Source organism: Telluria beijingensis, assembly GCF_030770395.1.
Lineage (GTDB): Bacteria > Pseudomonadota > Gammaproteobacteria > Burkholderiales > Burkholderiaceae_D > Telluria > Telluria beijingensis.
In genome coordinates this window covers 1,783,208-1,801,595 of sequence record NZ_CP132480.1, presented here as the reverse complement: position 1 = coordinate 1,801,595, position 18,388 = coordinate 1,783,208, and the positions used below count along the sequence as shown (strand labels likewise).

At 60.5% G+C, this 18,388-nt stretch carries 12 protein-coding genes; 3 read left to right on the top strand and 9 right to left on the bottom strand.

Going from position 1 to position 18,388, the window contains the following annotated elements; genetic code table 11:
* Window positions 1–54: 54 nt before the first annotated feature.
* The 3 genes from Q9246_RS08025 (at window position 55) to Q9246_RS08015 (ending at window position 4,550) form a co-directional block, all read left to right on the top strand.
* Entirely contained in the window at window positions 55–2,301 is a 2,247-nt protein-coding gene (locus Q9246_RS08025; RefSeq protein ID WP_306396792.1) for an exostosin domain-containing protein, read from the top strand.
* A gap of 10 nt (window positions 2,302–2,311) precedes the next feature.
* Window positions 2,312–3,319 carry a glycosyltransferase family 10 domain-containing protein gene (locus Q9246_RS08020; RefSeq protein ID WP_306396789.1) on the top strand — a complete coding sequence of 336 codons (1,008 nt, stop codon included), beginning with the start codon at window positions 2,312–2,314 and terminating at the stop codon, window positions 3,317–3,319.
* Between the two features lie 202 nt (window positions 3,320–3,521).
* Entirely contained in the window at window positions 3,522–4,550 is a 1,029-nt protein-coding gene (locus Q9246_RS08015) for a hypothetical protein (protein WP_306396787.1), read from the top strand.
* 240 nt (window positions 4,551–4,790) lie between these two features.
* Here Q9246_RS08015 and Q9246_RS08010 read toward each other — a convergent pair whose 3' ends face one another.
* From Q9246_RS08010 to Q9246_RS07970, 9 genes are all read right to left on the bottom strand, one after another.
* Window positions 4,791–6,767: a glycosyltransferase gene (locus tag Q9246_RS08010; protein WP_306396785.1), complete on the bottom strand. Its 1,977-nt coding sequence runs from the start codon at window positions 6,765–6,767 to the stop codon at window positions 4,791–4,793.
* Window positions 6,768–6,908: 141 nt separating this feature from the next.
* Window positions 6,909–7,793, bottom strand: a complete 885-nt coding sequence (locus Q9246_RS08005) for a glycosyltransferase (RefSeq protein ID WP_306396783.1) — start codon at window positions 7,791–7,793, stop codon at window positions 6,909–6,911.
* 18 nt (window positions 7,794–7,811) lie between these two features.
* Window positions 7,812–9,059, bottom strand: coding sequence for an exostosin domain-containing protein (locus Q9246_RS08000; protein ID WP_306396781.1), 1,248 nt, complete (start codon window positions 9,057–9,059; stop codon window positions 7,812–7,814).
* A 4-nt stretch (window positions 9,060–9,063) separates the two neighbouring features.
* Entirely contained in the window at window positions 9,064–10,581 is a 1,518-nt protein-coding gene (locus Q9246_RS07995; RefSeq protein ID WP_306396780.1) for a hypothetical protein, read from the bottom strand.
* Complete coding sequence (locus Q9246_RS07990) at window positions 10,581–12,749, bottom strand: hypothetical protein (protein WP_306396779.1); 2,169 nt, start codon at window positions 12,747–12,749, stop codon at window positions 10,581–10,583. The genes Q9246_RS07995 and Q9246_RS07990 overlap by 1 nt, the downstream gene beginning before the upstream one ends.
* A 60-nt stretch (window positions 12,750–12,809) precedes the next feature.
* A complete protein-coding gene (locus Q9246_RS07985; protein WP_306396778.1) occupies window positions 12,810–14,156 on the bottom strand; it encodes a UDP-glucose dehydrogenase family protein in 1,347 nt (448 codons plus the stop codon).
* Window positions 14,157–14,196: 40 nt separating this feature from the next.
* A complete protein-coding gene (locus Q9246_RS07980; RefSeq protein ID WP_306396776.1) occupies window positions 14,197–15,399 on the bottom strand; it encodes a glycosyltransferase in 1,203 nt (400 codons plus the stop codon).
* Window positions 15,396–16,025 (bottom strand): class I SAM-dependent methyltransferase, encoded by a 630-nt coding sequence (locus Q9246_RS07975; RefSeq protein ID WP_306396774.1) that lies wholly within the window; start codon window positions 16,023–16,025, stop codon window positions 15,396–15,398. Before Q9246_RS07975 ends, Q9246_RS07980 begins: the two co-directional genes overlap by 4 nt.
* On the bottom strand, window positions 16,022–18,388 hold the full coding sequence (locus Q9246_RS07970; protein WP_306396772.1) for a glycosyltransferase family 2 protein: 2,367 nt from the start codon (window positions 18,386–18,388) through the stop codon (window positions 16,022–16,024). Before Q9246_RS07970 ends, Q9246_RS07975 begins: the two co-directional genes overlap by 4 nt.

Below are 18,388 nucleotides of genomic sequence, written 5' to 3'. Positions count from 1 at the left end.
TCGTCGATTTGCCTTCGGTTAGGGTCGGCGTGTTTAATTTTTCAAGGTATTCTTGTGGCTGAAATATATATTGTAACGCCAGCGTATAATTCCCGAGCTACGATCGATGAAACGATCGCAAGTGTCGTTCTTCAAGCTGGAGATTTTAGTGTTCATTACCATGTTCAAGATGGTGGCTCAACCGATGGTACGGTCGACCTGCTTGAAAAGTGGTCAAAGCGCTTGAACTCGGGAGCGCTTCCGCTGTTGTGTAACAATGTGCGTTTTTCCTATGTTTCTGAACAGGATAACGGCATGTACGACGCTATCAGAAAGGGATTCTCGCGATTTGCTATTCCTGATAATGAGTGGATGACCTGGATTAACTCAGACGATGTGCTGGCGCCTGGGGCTTTTGCTGTTATTAGTTACATTTCGAAAAAGAAAAATCAAATTGCATGGGTCACGGGACGTGCGGCCGTCCGCACTCCTGAGATACAAATTGCGGAGGCGGACCGTTACCTCACTCGTGAAATTATCAAACAAGGTTTGTCTGATGGCAAGCACTGGGGATTCTTGCAGCAAGAAGGAACGTTTTTTCGAGGTAGATTGTGGGCTGCGGTAGATATTCCGAAGCAATTTTGTACTTTTAAATATGCCGGCGATTGGAACCTATGGAGAAAATTCGCTGAGATCGAAGATATTTACCAATATGCGTTTCCGTTGGCATATTTTTCGATTCGTCCAGGTCAATTAAGTCAGATCGGTCGCGATAAATATGAGACAGAGATTGACGCGATTGCACCAATGCTCATGCGCTTAGGACGTTTCAACGCACTAGCCCCTGAGAAACTAACAGCCAAGTGGCTGGCTCCTGATTACGCTATAAAGCAATTGAAAATACAAGAAAAGCAAATATCGAACCACTATCGGTATTGGCAAGGAAGGCTTGCCGATACGGAAAAGTCAGTGAGTAAAATCAGTCCCGTCATCGATAGCAGCAGTATTGATAATAATAAGCAGCAAGTAATGTCATCAAAATTTGTCTGCACAGACATCATTGTTGCGTACGACAAAGAATGGCAATTTCCGGCCATTACGGAAAAGCATGCCTATATCCAGGCGGAGAAGTTGCTAGTAAGCACGCCAGGCGCGGTATATTTCGCGTTTCCTTGGGCGACGCTCATCGATCTACTCAATAATAAAAAACCGGATGGTGAACGTCTTAAATCAGTATTGCTTGAGGCAAAGGCACTGTTGAGCAGCGCGAAACATGTTGTGACGGTATGCCAGCACATGTTAATGCTTAACTTCCAAGATCTTTTTCAGGAGCTTGGAGTTACAAATATTTTTTGGACGCATGCGATAAAAGAACAAAATCGCCTTCCAAAACACTCAGCGATCAAAGTCCATCCTTTCCCACTGTTTCCTGTCCAGATGGTAAAAGAGGAAGTTAGGTCCTCTAAAAAAGAAGAGAAGTATTTGTTCTCGTTTGTTGGTGCTCGATCAAATAAATGGTATTTAACTGATTGTCGCGAGCTGATTATCGATCATCTGGCTGCGGATGAACGGGGATTAGTTATCGGTCGCGATCAATGGCACTACAATGATGTGGTCTATAAACATCAAGTCAACAATCAGGTGTTATATGCGGGCGAGATGGTCAACAGCTCTGCATCTGCTGAGTTTCAAGATATCCTGAGAGACAGCCTGTTTTCATTATGCCCTTCGGGGTCCGGGCCAAACTCAATTCGATTGTGGGAATCATTAGGCTGTGGCGCTATTCCAGTAATTTTAGCGGACACTTATTTGCCGCCAGGGAATATGGCTCTTTGGAACGAGGCGGTTGTTTTCTGCGGTGAGACCTTAGATGAGATAAGGGCGCTGCCTGAGCGACTCGCGGAAATGCGTAGAGATCCAGACTTAATTTCTCGGAAAAGAAATGCAATGCGTCAATTGTGGGCGATATACGGTCCAGATTTCTTTGTCTACGACGTACTAAAACTATTTGTTGCAATCACTGGTGAAATTATCCCAAGTAAAACTGCGCCTAGATCATATGCGATTTTGAGGGATTTGAGTGAGGCAATAAATTCATCAATGATAGATCCTGCAACTTGCAATATCTTTGTCCTCGGTAGTATCACGCGAATTATTTCTGATAGAAATGGTTTTTCCACTTTCTACAAGTCAAATCCAGATTATCGCCGTGCCCTGTATTCGGCCGCCCGTGTATGTGACGAGAAATATTGGAAGCAGCTAAATTCTCTTCTTAAAGAACGAAATATTGTCGTGGATTCAAGTGAGGTGCAAAGTGCTTAAAATATTTCTGATGGGACGTCATGCACATCGTACACCGGTGTCATATCCAGAATATCGCGCTTTATTTTCTCGAGAAATTATCTACGCCACTAGTGCTGAAGAAGCGGATATTATTCTATTTGGTTTTGTGATTGATATCAGGGAAAATGCTGAAGCGCTCCTTCAGCTTCGGAATAAGAAACCAGGTATAAAATTTGTTGTGTTATCGGAAGAGCCGCTTTGGGATACCATGTGGAGCGGAGATTTTTTAGCGAAGACTTGCAATGTCTCAATCGGACAATCAACCATAGCATATACCTTCTTGAATCACTGCACGACTTCGATATATAAATTTAATAATTTCCCTTATTTTATTACAACTTCTGACGAATTTTTTGCTCGTTATCGATATTATTTCTTGCGAAATAAGAATTATTCTCGGGATGAGATCGAAGCGTACTGGAAAGACGCAATAATTCGGATTGCGTTTTATTCGGAGAGACGTGCTAAAAAAGATTTCGACATTAAGTATTTCGATAACGATGTGGTTCGACTTTCAGGGTTGAGATCTGAGGTCGCAGAGAGGGCAATTGGAGATGGTGTACACCGAGTTGGTCAGGGCTGGGGCATCGCTACCAAACGCCAGGCTTTACCGGATTGGCATCTGGATAAATTGGTCGCACTGGACAGAAAGGCGTATATAGTTTCTGCCATGGAAAATACTCATCAGGAATTCTATATAACTGAGAAGATTTTCGATGCCTTCGCAGTCCTGGGAATACCTATATATTTTTCTTCCAAGGGAAATGCTGTGTCACGTTTATTACCTCATGGCGGATTTCTGAATCTATATGGCTTCTCTGCAGACGAGTGTATTGCGAACATTCATTCGTTCAAGCCTGATGCAAATTTCATCGAAAACTATAAGAAGACACAGCAAGATCTAGCAGGCCTGTTTTCAGATGCGCAGCTTTACGTTCAGGAGCGAAAAAGGGTTGTGGATGAAGTGGTCAAAGAATTGCATCGCTTGATGGCTTAGTAGTCGAAGTATTCGATCTTATCGGCCTAGCAATGAGAGTCAATTCATAGCTGGATCTATCGTGCTTTTGATTAAGCACCGAGAGAAGAATTGGGGCAATCGAGTGTGATACGCGCGTGTTTGGCGGTAAGAAGCAACATCACGGTCCCGACTTCTGATTGTCTTATATAAGAACTATTTAGGTTTCTCTACGCTGGTTTCTATGATTGAAAAGTGTATTTCAAACACGAAGGTTCTTCTTCTAGGTTTTTCGGTCACAGAGGACCGCCTTGGCTATGCTCATGTAGCCAAAAAACTTTTATTAGTTTCGCACCCAGAAATTGACTTATATATTTGTGGGGTTGGCGGAATTACTCCGCAACCGCTGTCTGTGTTGTTCGAACATGTTGATAAACAACATGGCCCATTTAGTCACGTTTTTCTCGAAATCTCAACCTCAGCGCACTCAAAATATACTCTCCACTCCGTGGAGCGCGATGTGTTGGACGTGGCTTATGATTTGTTTCGAAAGATTCAAACCACAGGGGCGGAGGTGTCGTTAATCAATCTATATCGAAAAGATTTTGACTACGAGTATCATTATTTTGATATGTTACTTGAGTCATTAAGCGCTCGTTTTCAGATTCCCCTGCTTGATCTTGGCAATAAACTTTTGGCAGAAAGAGGTCGAGAAGCGCTTGCTCCGTTTTTGAAGGATTATGTTCACACAACTGAAGCTGGTGCCGATTTCCAGGGGAGAGAAGCCGCTAGATTTATCGGCGAAGTGGTCACCAGTGGAGCTCGTAATAAAAAAACTCCGTTGCCTCGCACGACAATAAGTTCGCTGAGCGTCATTAGCCAAGTAACCAATGCTTCTCAATACTGGTACAAGCGTGGTGGGATTGAACTGACTGCAGCGTCCATTGATGAAGGAAACGAAATAGAAATACTTATTCCTGATGGTTATTCAGTTTGCGGAATTTCATTCTTAAGTGGTCCGCGCTCTGGGAAGCTCGGATTACGGTTTGATTCAGCGGAGATGGAAACTATTATTTCCACGTATGACGAGTACTGTTACTATGAACGATTCAACTATCGATGGTTTAATAGTCATTTTTCAGGAAAATCAGTCGCTGTGAGGCAAATCTCAGGAACCCCAGATGTCGAGTTGAGAAAAGGAAGTGTAGATAGTCGTCCACGTATTGGAAGAATCTTTGATATTTATCTTGCGGGCCAGTCATTTTCCGGTTAAAAAATTCACGTTAAATTCGGGAGGAAATTTATTTCATAGCTCCAGCGACTTCTTTGTGGAAAAGTTATTTGTCGTCGGTCTAATAAATTGACTTGCGTAAATTTTTGGCGCTTCGTCTAGCGAACTCATCAATATTAATATTCGAAACGTGAGTATTGCGAAAAAGAGAATTGTTGAAAGTTACGCTTTTTTGCGTAGCCTGCTTGTCTATGATAAGCTATTCAGCTCTGCATCGCTGTGCTACTTTCCAAATTTACCTGCACGTGCTTCCAATAGTCTGTGTTCCATGAGTGCTCCGATCCTGGTGGGCGAGAAAAAATCCTCCGCGTGCGGTGCAAAGTCAATATCGTTTCTTAAAAACCGCGCTTGGCGCAATCTATGGGCTGCATCAACGATTGACGCATCTGCCCACCATGGATGATCTGAGGGGCCGACAAACGCATATTCGCCCTCTTTGACCGGAAGCCTTTTCCATCTGACAGGGAATCCGCTCTGCTTTGTCAGAAAATCGGTACTTCCGGAAAAGTCCGTTGCAATAACAGCTTTGCCGAAAAGCATCGCCTCAGCCAAAGTTCGGCCAAGTCCCTCTGCCCGATGCAAGGAAACATAAGCATCGCAAGACTTGATCAACCCAAGCACTTCGCCACGCTCCATCGTTTTGTCAAGCACAATAATCCGTGGGTCTTTCGCGCACTCGCGAAGGAAGTTCAGCCAAAGCGGGTTACGAGGATTGCTGTTCATGGTCTTGAGGACAAGCCCAACATTATCATCCGTGATATTAAATGCTTTACGAAACGCCTTCACAGCAGCAAATGGATTCTTGCGCGCTAGGTAGGAGTTGAAGTCGAACACATACAGAAACAAGAATTTGCTGGGCGGAAGAGCCAACTCCTCGCGCGTCATCGGTTTTACCCGAGCCACGCTCGCCGGCATCGACATCAGCACCACCTTGGCCGACGATTTTGCGGCTGACGCTGCTTTGTCGTACATCTGGTACGTATAATTGGTCGCTGCCCACACCTCGTCGACCAGGTCGAACACGAACATCCAGTCGCTCGGCCATACGGGTAACTCCCACGGCCACCAGCCTATGTTGTATCGCCCCTCAAACAGCTTGCGGCCACGTTCCAGATACACACGCGCGGTGTCGAAGGCAGTCAGGCAAAACAGGTTAAAAGCGTATGGCGCCTCATCGGCCTGCTGCTCGCCCTTGGCAACGTGCGCCGCAAGCGCCTGGTCCGCCTGTCGCAGGGCATCGCCTGGCTTGATGTTCACCACTGCGAACGGGATACCGGCTGCTTCGCAAGCTTCGGCCGCCATGCGTACATCTTCGCCAATACCAAGCTCACCAAACGCGAAGCCAATCAGGTTGACGCCGAAAGGTCGTTGGCTTGCCGCAGCGACTGGCTGTTCGAGAGGCATGGAAGGCTGGCCGATCCAGGACAACTCGGCCTGGTCGCGCCAGACTTCTCTTGACCACATGGCGAGTCCTGCAATGCCACGGTGGGTCTGCAGATCGAACGCGCGCTGCAATTGTTCGTGTTGCTGCCACAACATGTAGGCTGCACGGGGCACGGCCGCTTTGCCTGGGGTCTCCAGTACTGGCTCGTGCAACCATGCATGCCAGCGCGCCGCAACCAGCGGTGCCAGTTTTAGTTGCGGTACGCCGTTGAACAGGAACCAGATCAGATACGCCTGCCTGTCCTTTGCCTGAGCCAGGTCGAAGTGCGTTTGCAGATCAGCGCTTGTGCGCCATACGAAGAACATCAACCATGTGAGCCCGGGTGTTTTTGCGTCCGCCGAGGGCACGCCGTCGACTAGAAACGAAGGGGGCGCATCCAGGGCGTCGAGCGTACACCGATCTATTGCCGATGCCAGCCGATGTTCGCGTACGCCATGAACGAAGAGCCATGCAACGGCATGCTTCAGTCCCTCATCCGTGTTCACGTCAAATGTACTCGACAAGTCCTCGCGCGTATCGAGCAGGAAACGCAATGCCGAGGTCATCCCGAAACCATCATAAGCTGGGCGGTCCGGCTCTGGCTGGAACAGCCCTGCTTCGCGCAGCACGGCCTGATCGGCCCAGGCCGGATACTCGCGGCTGCCATGGATCAACCACCACATCTTGAACCAGTCCGAGACCGGGCCATCGGCAGGGCTGCCCCTTCGCAGGTCGGCGCGCAATAGCCAGGCGATACGCATTGGATCGACGTTCATCCGTGGACTCGATTGCATGATGCGGCTTTCCGACGATGTGATGAGGACCTGTCGGCGCCGCTGGCTGAGTAGGGCGGGTTCATTTGTTCATGTTCGGGCCCGCGGAGCGACCGCATGCGGTACGCGTCCATGAGTATTTTTTTACTTACCATGTAACCGCCGCGCCAGCGCGGCCTCCAGTTCAGTGAGTTCGTACGGCGTAATCCAGGCGGCGGCGATTGCGCCTGCTTCCCGCAAGTGCGCCCCGATGTCCTCGACACCGCTTGCTCGTGGATCCTGCGCCAGCAGCTCGTCGGCATAGGTCAGCAGCCATTCCTTGGGCGCCGATCCGAGATGTCGCGCTAGCACCTGCATGCCCTCGAGCGCAACAGTCCGCCTCAAGCGCATGGTGATGCAACCACCGTGCAGCCGCGACATCGCCTGCACCGCGTCGACGAAGCCAATTCGGTCGGGAAAGGCGCAGAATGCGCGCAGCCAGTATTCGAAGTCGAACGCGGCCTTCAGCTTTTCATCCAGCGCCCCCAGCAGGATTCGCGCGGAGCGGTGGAAGAACATCGTGGGCTGGCAGATGAAGCATCCTTCGCTGAACCTGGAGACTGGCGTCGAAGGCGGCAGGGTAGGGTAGATGCCGATCGGCTTGGCATGCTCGTCGACGTGCTGTCCCTGGCCGTACACCATCAGCAGGCGCGGCTGTTCGGCCATCACCGCCAGCGCGCGGTTGATGGCGCCCGGCGCGTACAAGTCGTCGGAATTGAGCCATCCGATGACGGTGCCGCGTACCAAGGTCATCGCATCGTTCAGTGCATGTGCGGGACCGCGGTCCGGCCGCGAAAAATAGCGCAAACGCCGATCCTGCTGCTGACGCCGCGCCAGGATATCGAGCGTCTCCTGGCGTGAACCGCCATCCGCCACGATCAACTCGATATTTGGATAATCCTGGCTCAGCACGCTGATGATCGCCTCATCGATGAATTCGGGTTGATTCATCGAAGGCATCACCACGGAGACCAGCGGAAAGTCGATCACTTCGGGGTTCTCCATCGTTCAAAAGCATCGCTGCGCGATGACCTGCGCATACGCGCGCAATCCGCGCTGTTGGCGTTCGCGCACTTCCGATATCGGCATCGCCCTGAGCATCGACGGCAGCGCCGCGATCTGCTCATCCGGCACGCGCACCACGATGCGATCCCAGTCGATCGCCGGCAGGCTGCCGCCCACGGGCAGCATGGGTTGCGGGCCGCACAGCACCGGTACCGCACCAACGGCCAGCGACTCCCACAGGCGCAGGGTATTGGCGCCTGCGCCGGCAGGGCAGAGCGAAAAGACCGAATCCGACAGCAGGGCATTGTACGACGCCGTTGCATCGCCATTTTCCTGGGATGCCCCCTCGCCGCCGATCTGTTCTCCATACACCACTTGCTCAAAATGCCAGCGATCGGTCACGCGCACCACGAAGCCGTCTTCCTTGTCGAGCGCGCGCAGGCGTAACCGGGTGTCGCTCAGGTAGTGGCCGGCGTGGGCGCCGGTGAACGATGCGAGCACCGTCTTGGTTGCTGGATCGCCGTTTTCGACGATGCCGGCACGGCGCTGCGCATCGCGTGCATTGACGGCGAATAGCGCCCACGGATGAAGCGCAATATCCGTGTCGGCTTTCGCCGAAGGAGGCGGGCAGTGCGACAGCCAGGCATCCGTCACGCCGAGCCGGCGCCATGCCGCTTCCATGTCGCGCCAGTAGATGTGCTGGCAGACAGTGTGCACGCGCAGGCCGATGCCGAGCTCGCCCAGCGCGCCGCGCAGGCCCGACAGGCGCACCCCGGTCATCTGCAACTGCTGCGCCATGGCTGCGGCGCCGCCGCCTGCCGGCCATGCGGCCTTGCGCGCGAAGTCGATCCACGTCGCCCATGGCAAGCCCAGGTAGACGTGGAGTTCGCCGTCCAGCAGCGTGGGCTCGTCCAGGCCGGCGTGTTGCTCCCAGGCGGCGCCCTCGGTCACGCAAGGGTATTGCCAGAACAGCGTATCGGCCCGGTCGCGCGGCTTGTCGCGCACCGGGCCGCTGGGCAGCGGCAAGCGCGCGTACGCGAAGCCGGCTTGGAACATCGCCACTTCCAGCGCGCGCCCCGCCAGTCCGGCGAAGCGGCTGCGCGCCACGCCCCTCGCCGGCGGCATGAGTACGTCGCGGAACAGGTAGTTGTCGCCGGACGGGCCAAACACCTGGAAGCGCTTGAACCAGAAGCTGTGCAGCGGCCGCGAATTCAGCACATCCAGCCCTTCGCCGACGTTTACGGCGCCCATGTCGTCACAGGCCGCCCTCGCGCAGCAGCAAATCCTTGATCAGTTCGATCTGCGCCTCGGCGCGGACGATTTCTTCGACCAGTTGTCGTTCGCGCTGATCCTGTTCGCCGATGCGCTCGTTGAGGCTGGCGATCGTGGCGTCCCTGGCCTGGAGGTCGGACTTGACGGCCTGATGGTCCTTGCTCGACTTGTCGTGGTCCTTGCCCAGCTTGTCGAGTTCGGCCAGCGCTTTCTTGTGCTCGCTGGTTATCTTCTCGAGTTCGCCAACCGTCTTCTTGCGCTCGTTGCCGATCTTCTCGAGTTCGCTCACTGCCTTCTTATGCTCGGCGCTGAGCTTGTCGAACTCGGCTACCGACTTTTGATGCTCGTCCTTGAGTTTGCCAAGCTCGGCAACCGCCTTCTTGTGCTCGTTACCCACGTTGTCGAGCTCGCCCGCCATTTTCTTGTTGTCGTTGCCAAGCCGTTCGAGTTCGCCAACCGTCGTCGCCTGCTGCTTGCCCAATTTGTCGCGCTCTTCGGCGAGTCGGGACAATTCAGCCGCGCGTTCGCCGGCCAGCTTCGCCTGCGCATCGCGCTCCGCCGTCAGCTGGTCCAGCTTTTTCTGCAATGTGTCCGCATGCCCGGCCAGCTCCAGCTTCACCGTTTCCGCGGCTGCCAGCCTGGCCGCCAGCCCGGTGTTCTCTTTCACCACCGCGTCGAGTTTCGCCTGCGTCTCGCTTGCCAGCGTGGCTTGCGCATCGCGTTGCCCGGCATTGGCCTGCGCCGCCGCTTCCTGCGCCGCCAGCCGCTGATGCAGGTCCTCGTTCTGTCGCGCCGCCTGCGCAGTGCGTTCACGCAGTTCGGCGATGACCGGCTGCAGCTGCCGCGCCCAGTCGCGTACGAACAGCGCATCGCCCAGCGCCGGGTGATTGTCTTCGCTAACCTGCACGCAGCGAAAGCCCAGCGGCGCCAGGAAGCCCCGTAATTCCTCCAGCGTGGACCCTGCTTCGTGGTTCGGCAACGGCCGCAGCAAGGTCCGCAGCCATAGCACGCTGCAGCGTTCCAGCGTGTCGGTTGCTCCCTGCAGCACGCGTTGGGCCGGCAGGCAGTCGACCAGCAGCCACCAGTCCGCGCCGTCCGGCAGGTCGCCGTCGCCGGCTAGCAGCGTATCCAGGCGCGTCACCGGTCGCTCGGCGCGTTCTTCTTCGCGCAGATTGGGCCACAGGGCGGCCAGCTTGCCCGGCTCGACCAAGCCGCTTTCGGCGGGGTTCGAAGCGCGGTAGCAAGGCGCCTGGCCGTCCGCTTCGGCCAGCGTGGCCACATGGACCCGCCATCCCGGATGCGTGGCGGCCAGTGGCTCGGTCCAGGCAAGCTGCGCGGACTCGGCATCCACCAGCCAGGCGGCCGGCACGTCCCAGCCGCGCCACCGATGCATGGCGCCGGTTCCCCGGCCGATGCCGACGTCGATCAAGGCCGTGGGCGGCATGATCTGGCGCAGGCTGGCGACGATGGTCGCGGTATCCAGGTTGGCGGCGTGATTCATCAGATGAACCCTTTCTGGATCATGCTCGCGTTATGTGCGTTGTTTGCGTGACTTGCGTTGCTCGCTTCGCCGGCCTGCGGCAGGGCAGGCGAGCCGAGTGGCGCGGCGGCCGGCAGCGGGGCCGGCGCGGCCACGGCGGTGCGCGCGGTCACGATCGACTGCACGGCGCCGGCCAGCTGTTGCCAGTCGGCGAGGGGGCGCGACAGTCTGGCCTGGCCATCGTCCAGGCGCGCCAGCATCAGCGGCAGCCTGGCGACCAGGGCCCTCAGCAGCGCGCGGTCGGCCTGGTTCAGTTTTTCCCACACACTCATGTCCATCGCCTCGGGCAGCGCGAAGCGCAGCTCGAGCTTGTCGCCGAAATCGTCGAACGATTCCGCGAACCAGCTCTCCAGCAGGGCGGCGCCGCTGTCGCTCGGGAACTCGAGCTTGGGGTGGGCGCCAAACTGGCCGGGACGGACGTTGGCGCACGACACGCGGAAGTCGACATTGCCCCAGCGCTTCACACCCAGGCTCAGGTTGCCGAGCTGCAGCCACAGGTGTTCGTAGTCCGGGTTCACCTGCTCGCGCTTCAGGCTGACGCGGTCGAAGCGGAGCGCGGCCGGCGCGGCGGCGATCGCCTGCGCCTGGCTTGCCAGTGCGGCGCCCAGCGCCGCGCGCCGCCCCTGGTCCAGCTGGGCCAGGCTGCCGGCCGGGGCCTGCAAGGCCTCACCGAGCACGCGGGACAGCGTCGGCAGCAGCAGCCACTCGGCGCTGCTCAGGGCGTCCAGGGCTTGCGGCGCGGCGGGCGCCTTGCCGTCGCGCGCAAAGGCGAACTCAGCCTTACCGCTGTCGGTCACGATATCGAAGCGCAGTTCGGGATAGGCGCGGCCGCCGGCGTTCAGGTCGCTGAAACGCCAGCTGGTCCGCTGGCCGGCCTGGTCGGCGTCCAGCAATTCCAGCGCGCGATAATCGCAATAATCCGGATTACGCTCCAGCATGCGCTGCCAGCGCAGGCCGGCTTCCTCGATCTGCTTGATCGCGCTCTTGTGTTCCAGGAAGTAGTGCTCGAGTTCTTCCTGCACCTGATGCAGTTGCACCAGCAGCAGTTCGTTTTCCTGTTGCGCCTCCCGGGCCGCGCTGTCCGCCGCTTGGGCCGCTTGCGCTCGCTGTTCGTCTTCGCGCCGCCGGTTGTTCTGGACCCGCTGCTCGTCTTCCAGGCGCTTGATGCCCTGGCGCGCCGTATCGAGTTCCTGGCGGGTCGCCGCCAACGTGGCCAACGCTTCGGCTTTCTCGATCTGCGCCGACTTGTCCGCCTGGGCGGCGTCGAGCGCCGCCGTCAGCGCCGCGATCGATTTCTCGTGCAGCGCCACCTGTTCGTTCATCACCTCGACCTGCGCTGCGGCATTGCGCAGCGCCGCCTCCGCCTGCGCTGCCACCGTGCGCAGCCCGCGATAATCTTCCACCGCCGCGAACAGCTCGGGCGCCGCGGCGCCGGCGACCGGTTCCGGCAGCAGCGCGTGCAGCGACGCTTCCAGTTCCTGCTGCAGCGCCTGCAGCTCGGGCTGGGTCTGGCGCAGCTGCTCGGCCAGGTAGCCGACCAGTGGCGCGGCCGTGTCCGATGCCGTGAGTGCCGCCTCGGCCGGCGCCAGATCCAGGTTCCAGCGCGCCGCGCAGGCATCGAGCAGCGCGGCCGGGGCGGCGATGCATTCCGCCGCATCCACGAGGATCGTGCGCGCCGGGTTGCGGTGGTGGAAACGCAGGATTTCCTGCTGGTGGGCCGCCCAGGCCGCCATCATGGTCGCCGTGTCGGCGCCATGCTCTTGCGCGGCGGCCAGCGCTTCGGCCAGCGCGCGCTGGGGCGAGGTGTAGACCAGCACGAAATGCAGGTTGGGCTCGAACTGCTGCCAGAAATCCAGCAGCCACACGCTGCGCGGGTCGGTCCAGGCCCATTGCGGCTGCTGCATGTTTTCCATGAACAGATTGGTCGCGAACTGTTCCCAGAAGCGGCCCGGCTGCTGCACCGGTCCTGCCTTGCCGGCGGTGGCGATCACTTTGTCGTGCCAGCCGGCCAGGGTGAACGAGGCATCCTGGCGCAGGGGCAGGGCGGGCGCCACGCCTGCCGCGAAGAAGATGTCGGCGACCTTGTCGACGTCGGAACCGGGAGCGCCGGTCACACAGATGATTTTCACGTGGTTCTCTTCAAAGATTTTTTTGACAACGGTATGCAGTCCAATGGCAGAGCCTGACGCTTATGCGATCTTGACACAAGACTCGCCGCGCCCGACGCCATAATAGGTCCAGCCCTTCTGCGCCATCTGTACCGGGTCGTACAGGTTGCGGCCATCGAAGATCAGCTGATTTTTCAGCATGCCGAGCGCTTCGAAGTCCGGCACCCGGAAGGCTTTCCATTCGGTGCAGATCACGAGCGCGTCGGCGCCGCGCAATACCGCTTCCTTGGTGCCCATCAGTGCCAGGTCGTCCCGGTAGCCATAGATATGCTGGGTCTCTTCCATCGATTCCGGGTCGAAGGCCTGGACCCGCGCGCCGGCTTTCCACAACGCTTCCATCAGCGTACGGCTCGGGGCGGCGCGCATATCGTCGGTGTTCGGCTTGAACGCCAGGCCCCACAGGGCGAAGGTCAGGCCGGCCAGCTTGTCCTCGCCGCCGAAGTGGTCGCAGATGCGCTTGAACAGCTGCTGCTTCTGGCGCCGATTGACTGCTTCCACGGCGCCCAGCAGGGAGGCGTCGTAGCCCACTTCGGCCGCGGTGCGGGCCAGCGCCTGCACGTCCTTCGGGAAGCACGAGCCGCCGTAGCCGCAGCCGGCATAGATGAAGTGGTAGCCGATGCGCGGGTCCGAGCCGATCCCGTGGCGCACGTTCTCGATGTCGGCGCCCAGGCGTTCGGCGATATTGGCCAGCTCGTTCATGAAGCTGATTTTGGTGGCCAGCATGGCATTGGCCGCGTACTTGGCCAGTTCGGCCGAGCGCACGTCCATCACGATGATGCGCTCGTGGTTGCGGTTGAACGGCGCGTACAGCTCGCGCATCGTCTGTTCGACGCTGGCGCTGGACGTGCCGATCACGATGCGGTCCGGCCGCATGCAGTCGGCGACCGCCGCGCCTTCTTTCAGGAATTCGGGGTTCGATACCACGTCGAAGCCGAAGTCGACGCCGCGTGCGTCGAGGGCCGCCTGGATGCGCGCCTTCACCTTGTCGGCGGTGCCGACCGGGACGGTCGACTTGTCGACCACGATGCGGTCGGCCGGCATGTGCCGGCCGATGCTGTCGGCCACCGCCAGCACATATTGCAGGTCGGCCGAGCCGTCTTCGTCGGGTGGCGTGCCGACCGCGATGATCTGGATCGTGCCGAAGACGGCGCCTTCCTGCGCCGAGGTCGTGAACTGCAGGCGGCCCTGGCCAGCATTCTCGCGCACGAGGGCTTCCAGGCCCGGTTCGTAGATGGGGATGATCCCTTGCTGCAGGCGCTCGACCTTGCCGGCGTCGATGTCGACGCACATGACCTGGTGGCCGACATCGGCCAGGCAGGCGCCGGTCACGAGACCGACATATCCTGTGCCAAAAATGGTGACTTTCATTGCTTTTCCGTAGTGTTTATTTTTTTATGATGTCGATGCGCTAGACCGAGCGCAGCAGCGCCTTCTGGCGCCGCAGGCAGTCCGCCAGCGCGATGTGCGGCAGCGGCCGCGGCGCGGCCGTTCGCGCCACCGGCTGCGCCAGCTTTTCTCCCAGCCGGTCGGCAAAACCGGCGCGGTCGAAGAACGGCACCGTGGTGGCGCCGACCATGTCGACGAATTCGCGCACCGGCTGGGTATCCGAAGCAATCAAGGGCACGCCGCTGGCGGCCGCTTCCAGGAACGACCACGACAGCACGAACGGCGTCGTCCAGTAGGGATGCACGCGGCTGATGCTCAGCAGGTTCAGGTAGGCCTGGTAGGGCACCTTGCCGACGAAGTGGACGCGCGACAGGTCCAGATCGGCGCCTACCTCGGCCAGCAGCCGGTCTTTCCAGCTGCCGCCGCCTTCCGGATGGTGGCCATAGCTCACCTCGTTCCCGCCCACCACGATCACCTGGGCCTTCGGCCGCCGGCGCAATACCTCCGGCAGGGTGCGCATGAAGATGTGGAAGCCGCGCACCGGTTCGAGATTGCGCGCCACATAGCTCAGCACCTCATCGCCGGCGGCGAAGCCGTGCTGGCCGCGCGGGCCAGACAGGGTCAGGGTGGCCGCCGGGTTGTAGCGCACGCGCTCCAGGTCGATGCCGTCGTGGATTACGGTGATCTTGTCGCGGGCCCAGGCCGGATAGGTGCTCTTCTGCCATTCGGTCGGTGCGATGGCGGCGTCGGCCAGCTCCATGCTCAGCAGGTTGTTGCTGTTCCTCAGTCGCAGGCGGCAGCGCTGCTCGAAGGTGACTGGCGGCGCCTCGGGGTCGAAGCCCACGTCCTGGCCCTCGGCCGCATAATAGAACTCGCAATAGACGACAACTTTGGCCTGCGGGAAGACGTCCTTGATGAACAAGGCTTCGCCCCAGCCCGGATGGGCGACGACCACATCGGGCACGAAGCCTTCGCGCTTGAGCTGGAAGGCGGCCGCGGCGCAGGCTTCGGCGCGCAGGACCTTGGATTCTTCTTCGCGCAGCAGCGGGTGCACTTCGGACGCCGGTTTGCGCAGCAGGGTGTAGGGGCGCACAGTCACGCCGGCCGGAGCCGGGTTGGCGCGCATCGTCAGCGCGACCACTTTATTGCCCGGCTCGCGCGCCAGGTCGGCCGCCAGGTGCACGAACTGGCCCGGGAAGTTCTGGTGGATGAACAGGATGTTCATTGCAGCACGCCGGCCAGTTCGTCGTACACCGCCGGATCGATGGCGGGCATGGCGGCCAGCGCCCACAAGTCCCAGTATTTGCCTTCGTGGACGCGCACCTCGTCGAAGCCGGCGTCCACCAGGGCGGCGCCGAGCGTGTCGGCCGTGAAGCCGGTGCGGTGGGCCATGAAGGCATTGCCGGCCTGGATCGAGGCCTGGTGGCCGAACAGCACGTCCAGCGCGCCGATCGGGCCGGCCGGCGACTGGTACAGCGGCGCGGCCAGGTCGCCGGAGGCGATGTGGCGCGCGACGGCGCGCAGGTCGGGCAGGGTGACCAATGCGAAGCCGTCCGGTTTCAGCACGCGGCGGAACTCCGCCAGCGCGGCCGGCACCTCGAACGGGTGCAGGTGCTCCAGGTTGTGCGACGACCAGATGGCGTCGATGCTGGCATCAGGAATCATCGACAGGTCGGTGATGCTGCCGACGATGTCGGGTTTCACCTGCGGGTCGATGTCGAAGCGCACTTCGCGCCAGCCGGGACGGTGGAAGCAGGCCGGCAGCCGCTTCGGGTTGGGCATGCCGCAGCCCACGTGCAGCAGCTGGCGTACCGCACCGATGTGCGGCGCGGCGGTGATGATGTCGGTCATTCCGGGTATTCCTCGTTGGGGCGGGCCAGCGCCGCCGTGCGCGGCGAGCGGTCGCGCGGGGGCAGGGCCAGGCCGCCGAAGGCCTGGCTCAGCACGTCCAGGTTCAGGCTTGGGTGATAGGCGGGGTCGCGCAGCAGGGCCGTGCCCCAGCGCCGTCGCAGCTGGTCCATCTCGCGGCCGGCGCGCGCGCGCTTCTGCGGCGTGTCTTCCTTGCCGCGGCTGGCCGATTCGGCGTGCAGCAGGCGTGCATACGGGGTCCAGGTGATCGCCAGTCCCGCGGCGCGCAACTTGAGGCACAGGTCGACGTCGTTGAAGGCGACCGGGAACGCGCGTTCGTCCATGCCGCCCACCGCCAGGTAGTCGCGCTTGCGCAGCAGCAGGCACGCGGCGGTCACGCCGCTGACCTGCTGCGCCAGCTGGTTGCGGCCATGGTCGCCCGGGTCGGCGTCGGCCAGCCGGTTGCCGAAGTGCCCGGCCAGGCCGCCCTGGCCGAGCAGCACGCCGCCATGCTGCACCACGCCGTTGGGCCACAGCAGCTTGGCGCCCACGGCGCCCACGCCGGGGCGCAGCAACTGGCCCACCAGCTCGTCCAGCCAGCCGTCGTGCAGGGCCTCGATATCGTTGTTCACCAGGCCCACGATCTCGCCGCTGGCCGCTTCCACCGCCGCATTGTTCAGGGTGGCGAAGTTGAACGGACCGGGCATGGCCAGCACCTTCACGCCTTGTTGCGCCAGCTCGCCGAAATAGGCCAGCGTTTCCGGTTCCGCCGAACCGTTGTCGATCACGATGATCTCGAGCCGCGGCCAGTCGGCCGTGTGGCGCGCGATGGTGTCGATGCAGCGCCGCAGCAGTCCCGCGTGGTCGCGGGTCGGGATCATCAGGGTCACCCCGAGCTGGCGCTCGGCTGGCGACAGCGGACGCCGCGCGCGGCGCGGCGCGAACGGCAGGCCGGGGATCGGCGGCGCGGCTTCCAGCACGGCGCCTGGCTCCACTTCGGCCAGCGCGGCCTGGGCCGCGGCATGGCGCTGGGCCAGTTCGGCCACGTCCAGCGGCGCCTCGCAGCGGCATAGCACATGCGGCACGTGGACGATCGCGTCTTCCGCGCGCGGCCAGGCGCGCGCCAGCATGCGCCACGCCAGCGCCGCCGGCCCGGCCGGCGGCAGGGCGCCCGCCAGCAGCGCGCGCACGGCGTCGGCGCGGATCAGCAGCAGGTCCAGCGGGTAGTCGCTGGCCAGGGCGTAGTCGGGGTTCCAGGCCGGCTTGAACCAGGGCTTGCCGCCGCGTTCGCTGTCGGTGTAGACCAGTTCGGCGCCAGGCAGCGCGAAGCCTTCCAGCGCGCAGGCCAGCGCCTGCGGCACCAGCACGTCGCCGGCGCGCAGGCAGGCGACGAACTCGCAGCCTGACTCCAGCGCGCGCGCCAGCAGGGCCGCGAACGGTTCGACGCGCTTGCGGTCGCGGCGGGCTTCGAACAGGGCCACCTGGCGGTGGGTCTGGGCCGCCACGCCGGCGCGGGTGGCGTCCAGCAGCGGGCCGTCGGCGCCCACGACGACCAGGGCCACGCCGGGGCCGTCGTCCGCGGTGGCCGGCGTGGGATCGAACTGCGCTGCCCACGTGCGGAACTGCTCCAGGCCGAGGCTGCGCGGCAGCACGCGTTCATACGTTGCCACCAGGTCGGCGGCCGTGCCCGGCAAGTCGGGCAGCAGCGCGCGCATCCCGTCCGCCAGGCAGCACACCTGCAGCGGGCTGCCGCCCAGAGGCTGGCCCTCGGCGTCGACTACACGCACCTGGTGCGGTCGACCATCGGCCAACGCCAGCGGAAGGTCGAGCGTGAAGCCATGTGCGCCGACTTCGTGCGAGCGCAGCGCGGCATGTTCCAGGCTGGCGGTGGCGCTGGCCACCCGGTCGTGGCCCACGTAGGCGTGCACCGTCAGCTGGCGTTTCGGGCTGGCCGGGTCCAGCGCCCAACCGTGCAGGCGCAGGCCGCCGTCGCCGAATACCCGGCTGGCGGCGGCGCGCGGCGGCGCCTTGGGCTGGGTGCGGGCGATGGCGCCGGCCAGCGCGGCGTCGGTATTGGCCACGCGCGCGCTCAGGATGCCTTCCGGCCCCAGCTCGAAGGCGCGCAGGTCGGCGACGAAGCCGTGGCAGGTGTCGGCGGCGCCGGGCAGGCGCCCGGCCAGGTCGCTGCGCGCCACGTCGGCGACCGCGCTGCCGAACGGCTCGCCGTCCAGGCACAGTTCGAGCACCACGCGGGCGTCGGGACGCTGGCTGTCGAAGGCCCAGCCGTACAGGTGGCCGTCGTGCAGGCCGTCGAGCGCGCCGCGCCAGCGCGGCTGCGGTTCGGCCAGGGTAGGGTCGTTGGTCAT

Excerpts from the sequence above, each read along its gene's own strand:
- Q9246_RS08020 (WP_306396789.1), top strand. The coding sequence starts at position 2,312 with ATGGGACGTCATGCACATCGTACACCGGTGTCATATCCAGAATATCGC.
- Q9246_RS08015 (WP_306396787.1), top strand. The coding sequence starts at position 3,522 with ATGATTGAAAAGTGTATTTCAAACACGAAGGTTCTTCTTCTAGGTTTT.
- Q9246_RS08010 (WP_306396785.1), bottom strand. The coding sequence starts at position 6,767 with ATGAACGTCGATCCAATGCGTATCGCCTGGCTATTGCGCGCCGACCTG.
- Q9246_RS08000 (WP_306396781.1), bottom strand. The coding sequence starts at position 9,059 with ATGGGCGCCGTAAACGTCGGCGAAGGGCTGGATGTGCTGAATTCGCGG.
- Q9246_RS07995 (WP_306396780.1), bottom strand. The coding sequence starts at position 10,581 with ATGAATCACGCCGCCAACCTGGATACCGCGACCATCGTCGCCAGCCTG.
- Q9246_RS07985 (WP_306396778.1), bottom strand. The coding sequence starts at position 14,156 with ATGAAAGTCACCATTTTTGGCACAGGATATGTCGGTCTCGTGACCGGC.
- Q9246_RS07980 (WP_306396776.1), bottom strand. The coding sequence starts at position 15,399 with ATGAACATCCTGTTCATCCACCAGAACTTCCCGGGCCAGTTCGTGCAC.
- Q9246_RS07975 (WP_306396774.1), bottom strand. The coding sequence starts at position 16,025 with ATGACCGACATCATCACCGCCGCGCCGCACATCGGTGCGGTACGCCAG.
- Q9246_RS07970 (WP_306396772.1), bottom strand. The coding sequence starts at position 18,388 with ATGACCAACGACCCTACCCTGGCCGAACCGCAGCCGCGCTGGCGCGGC.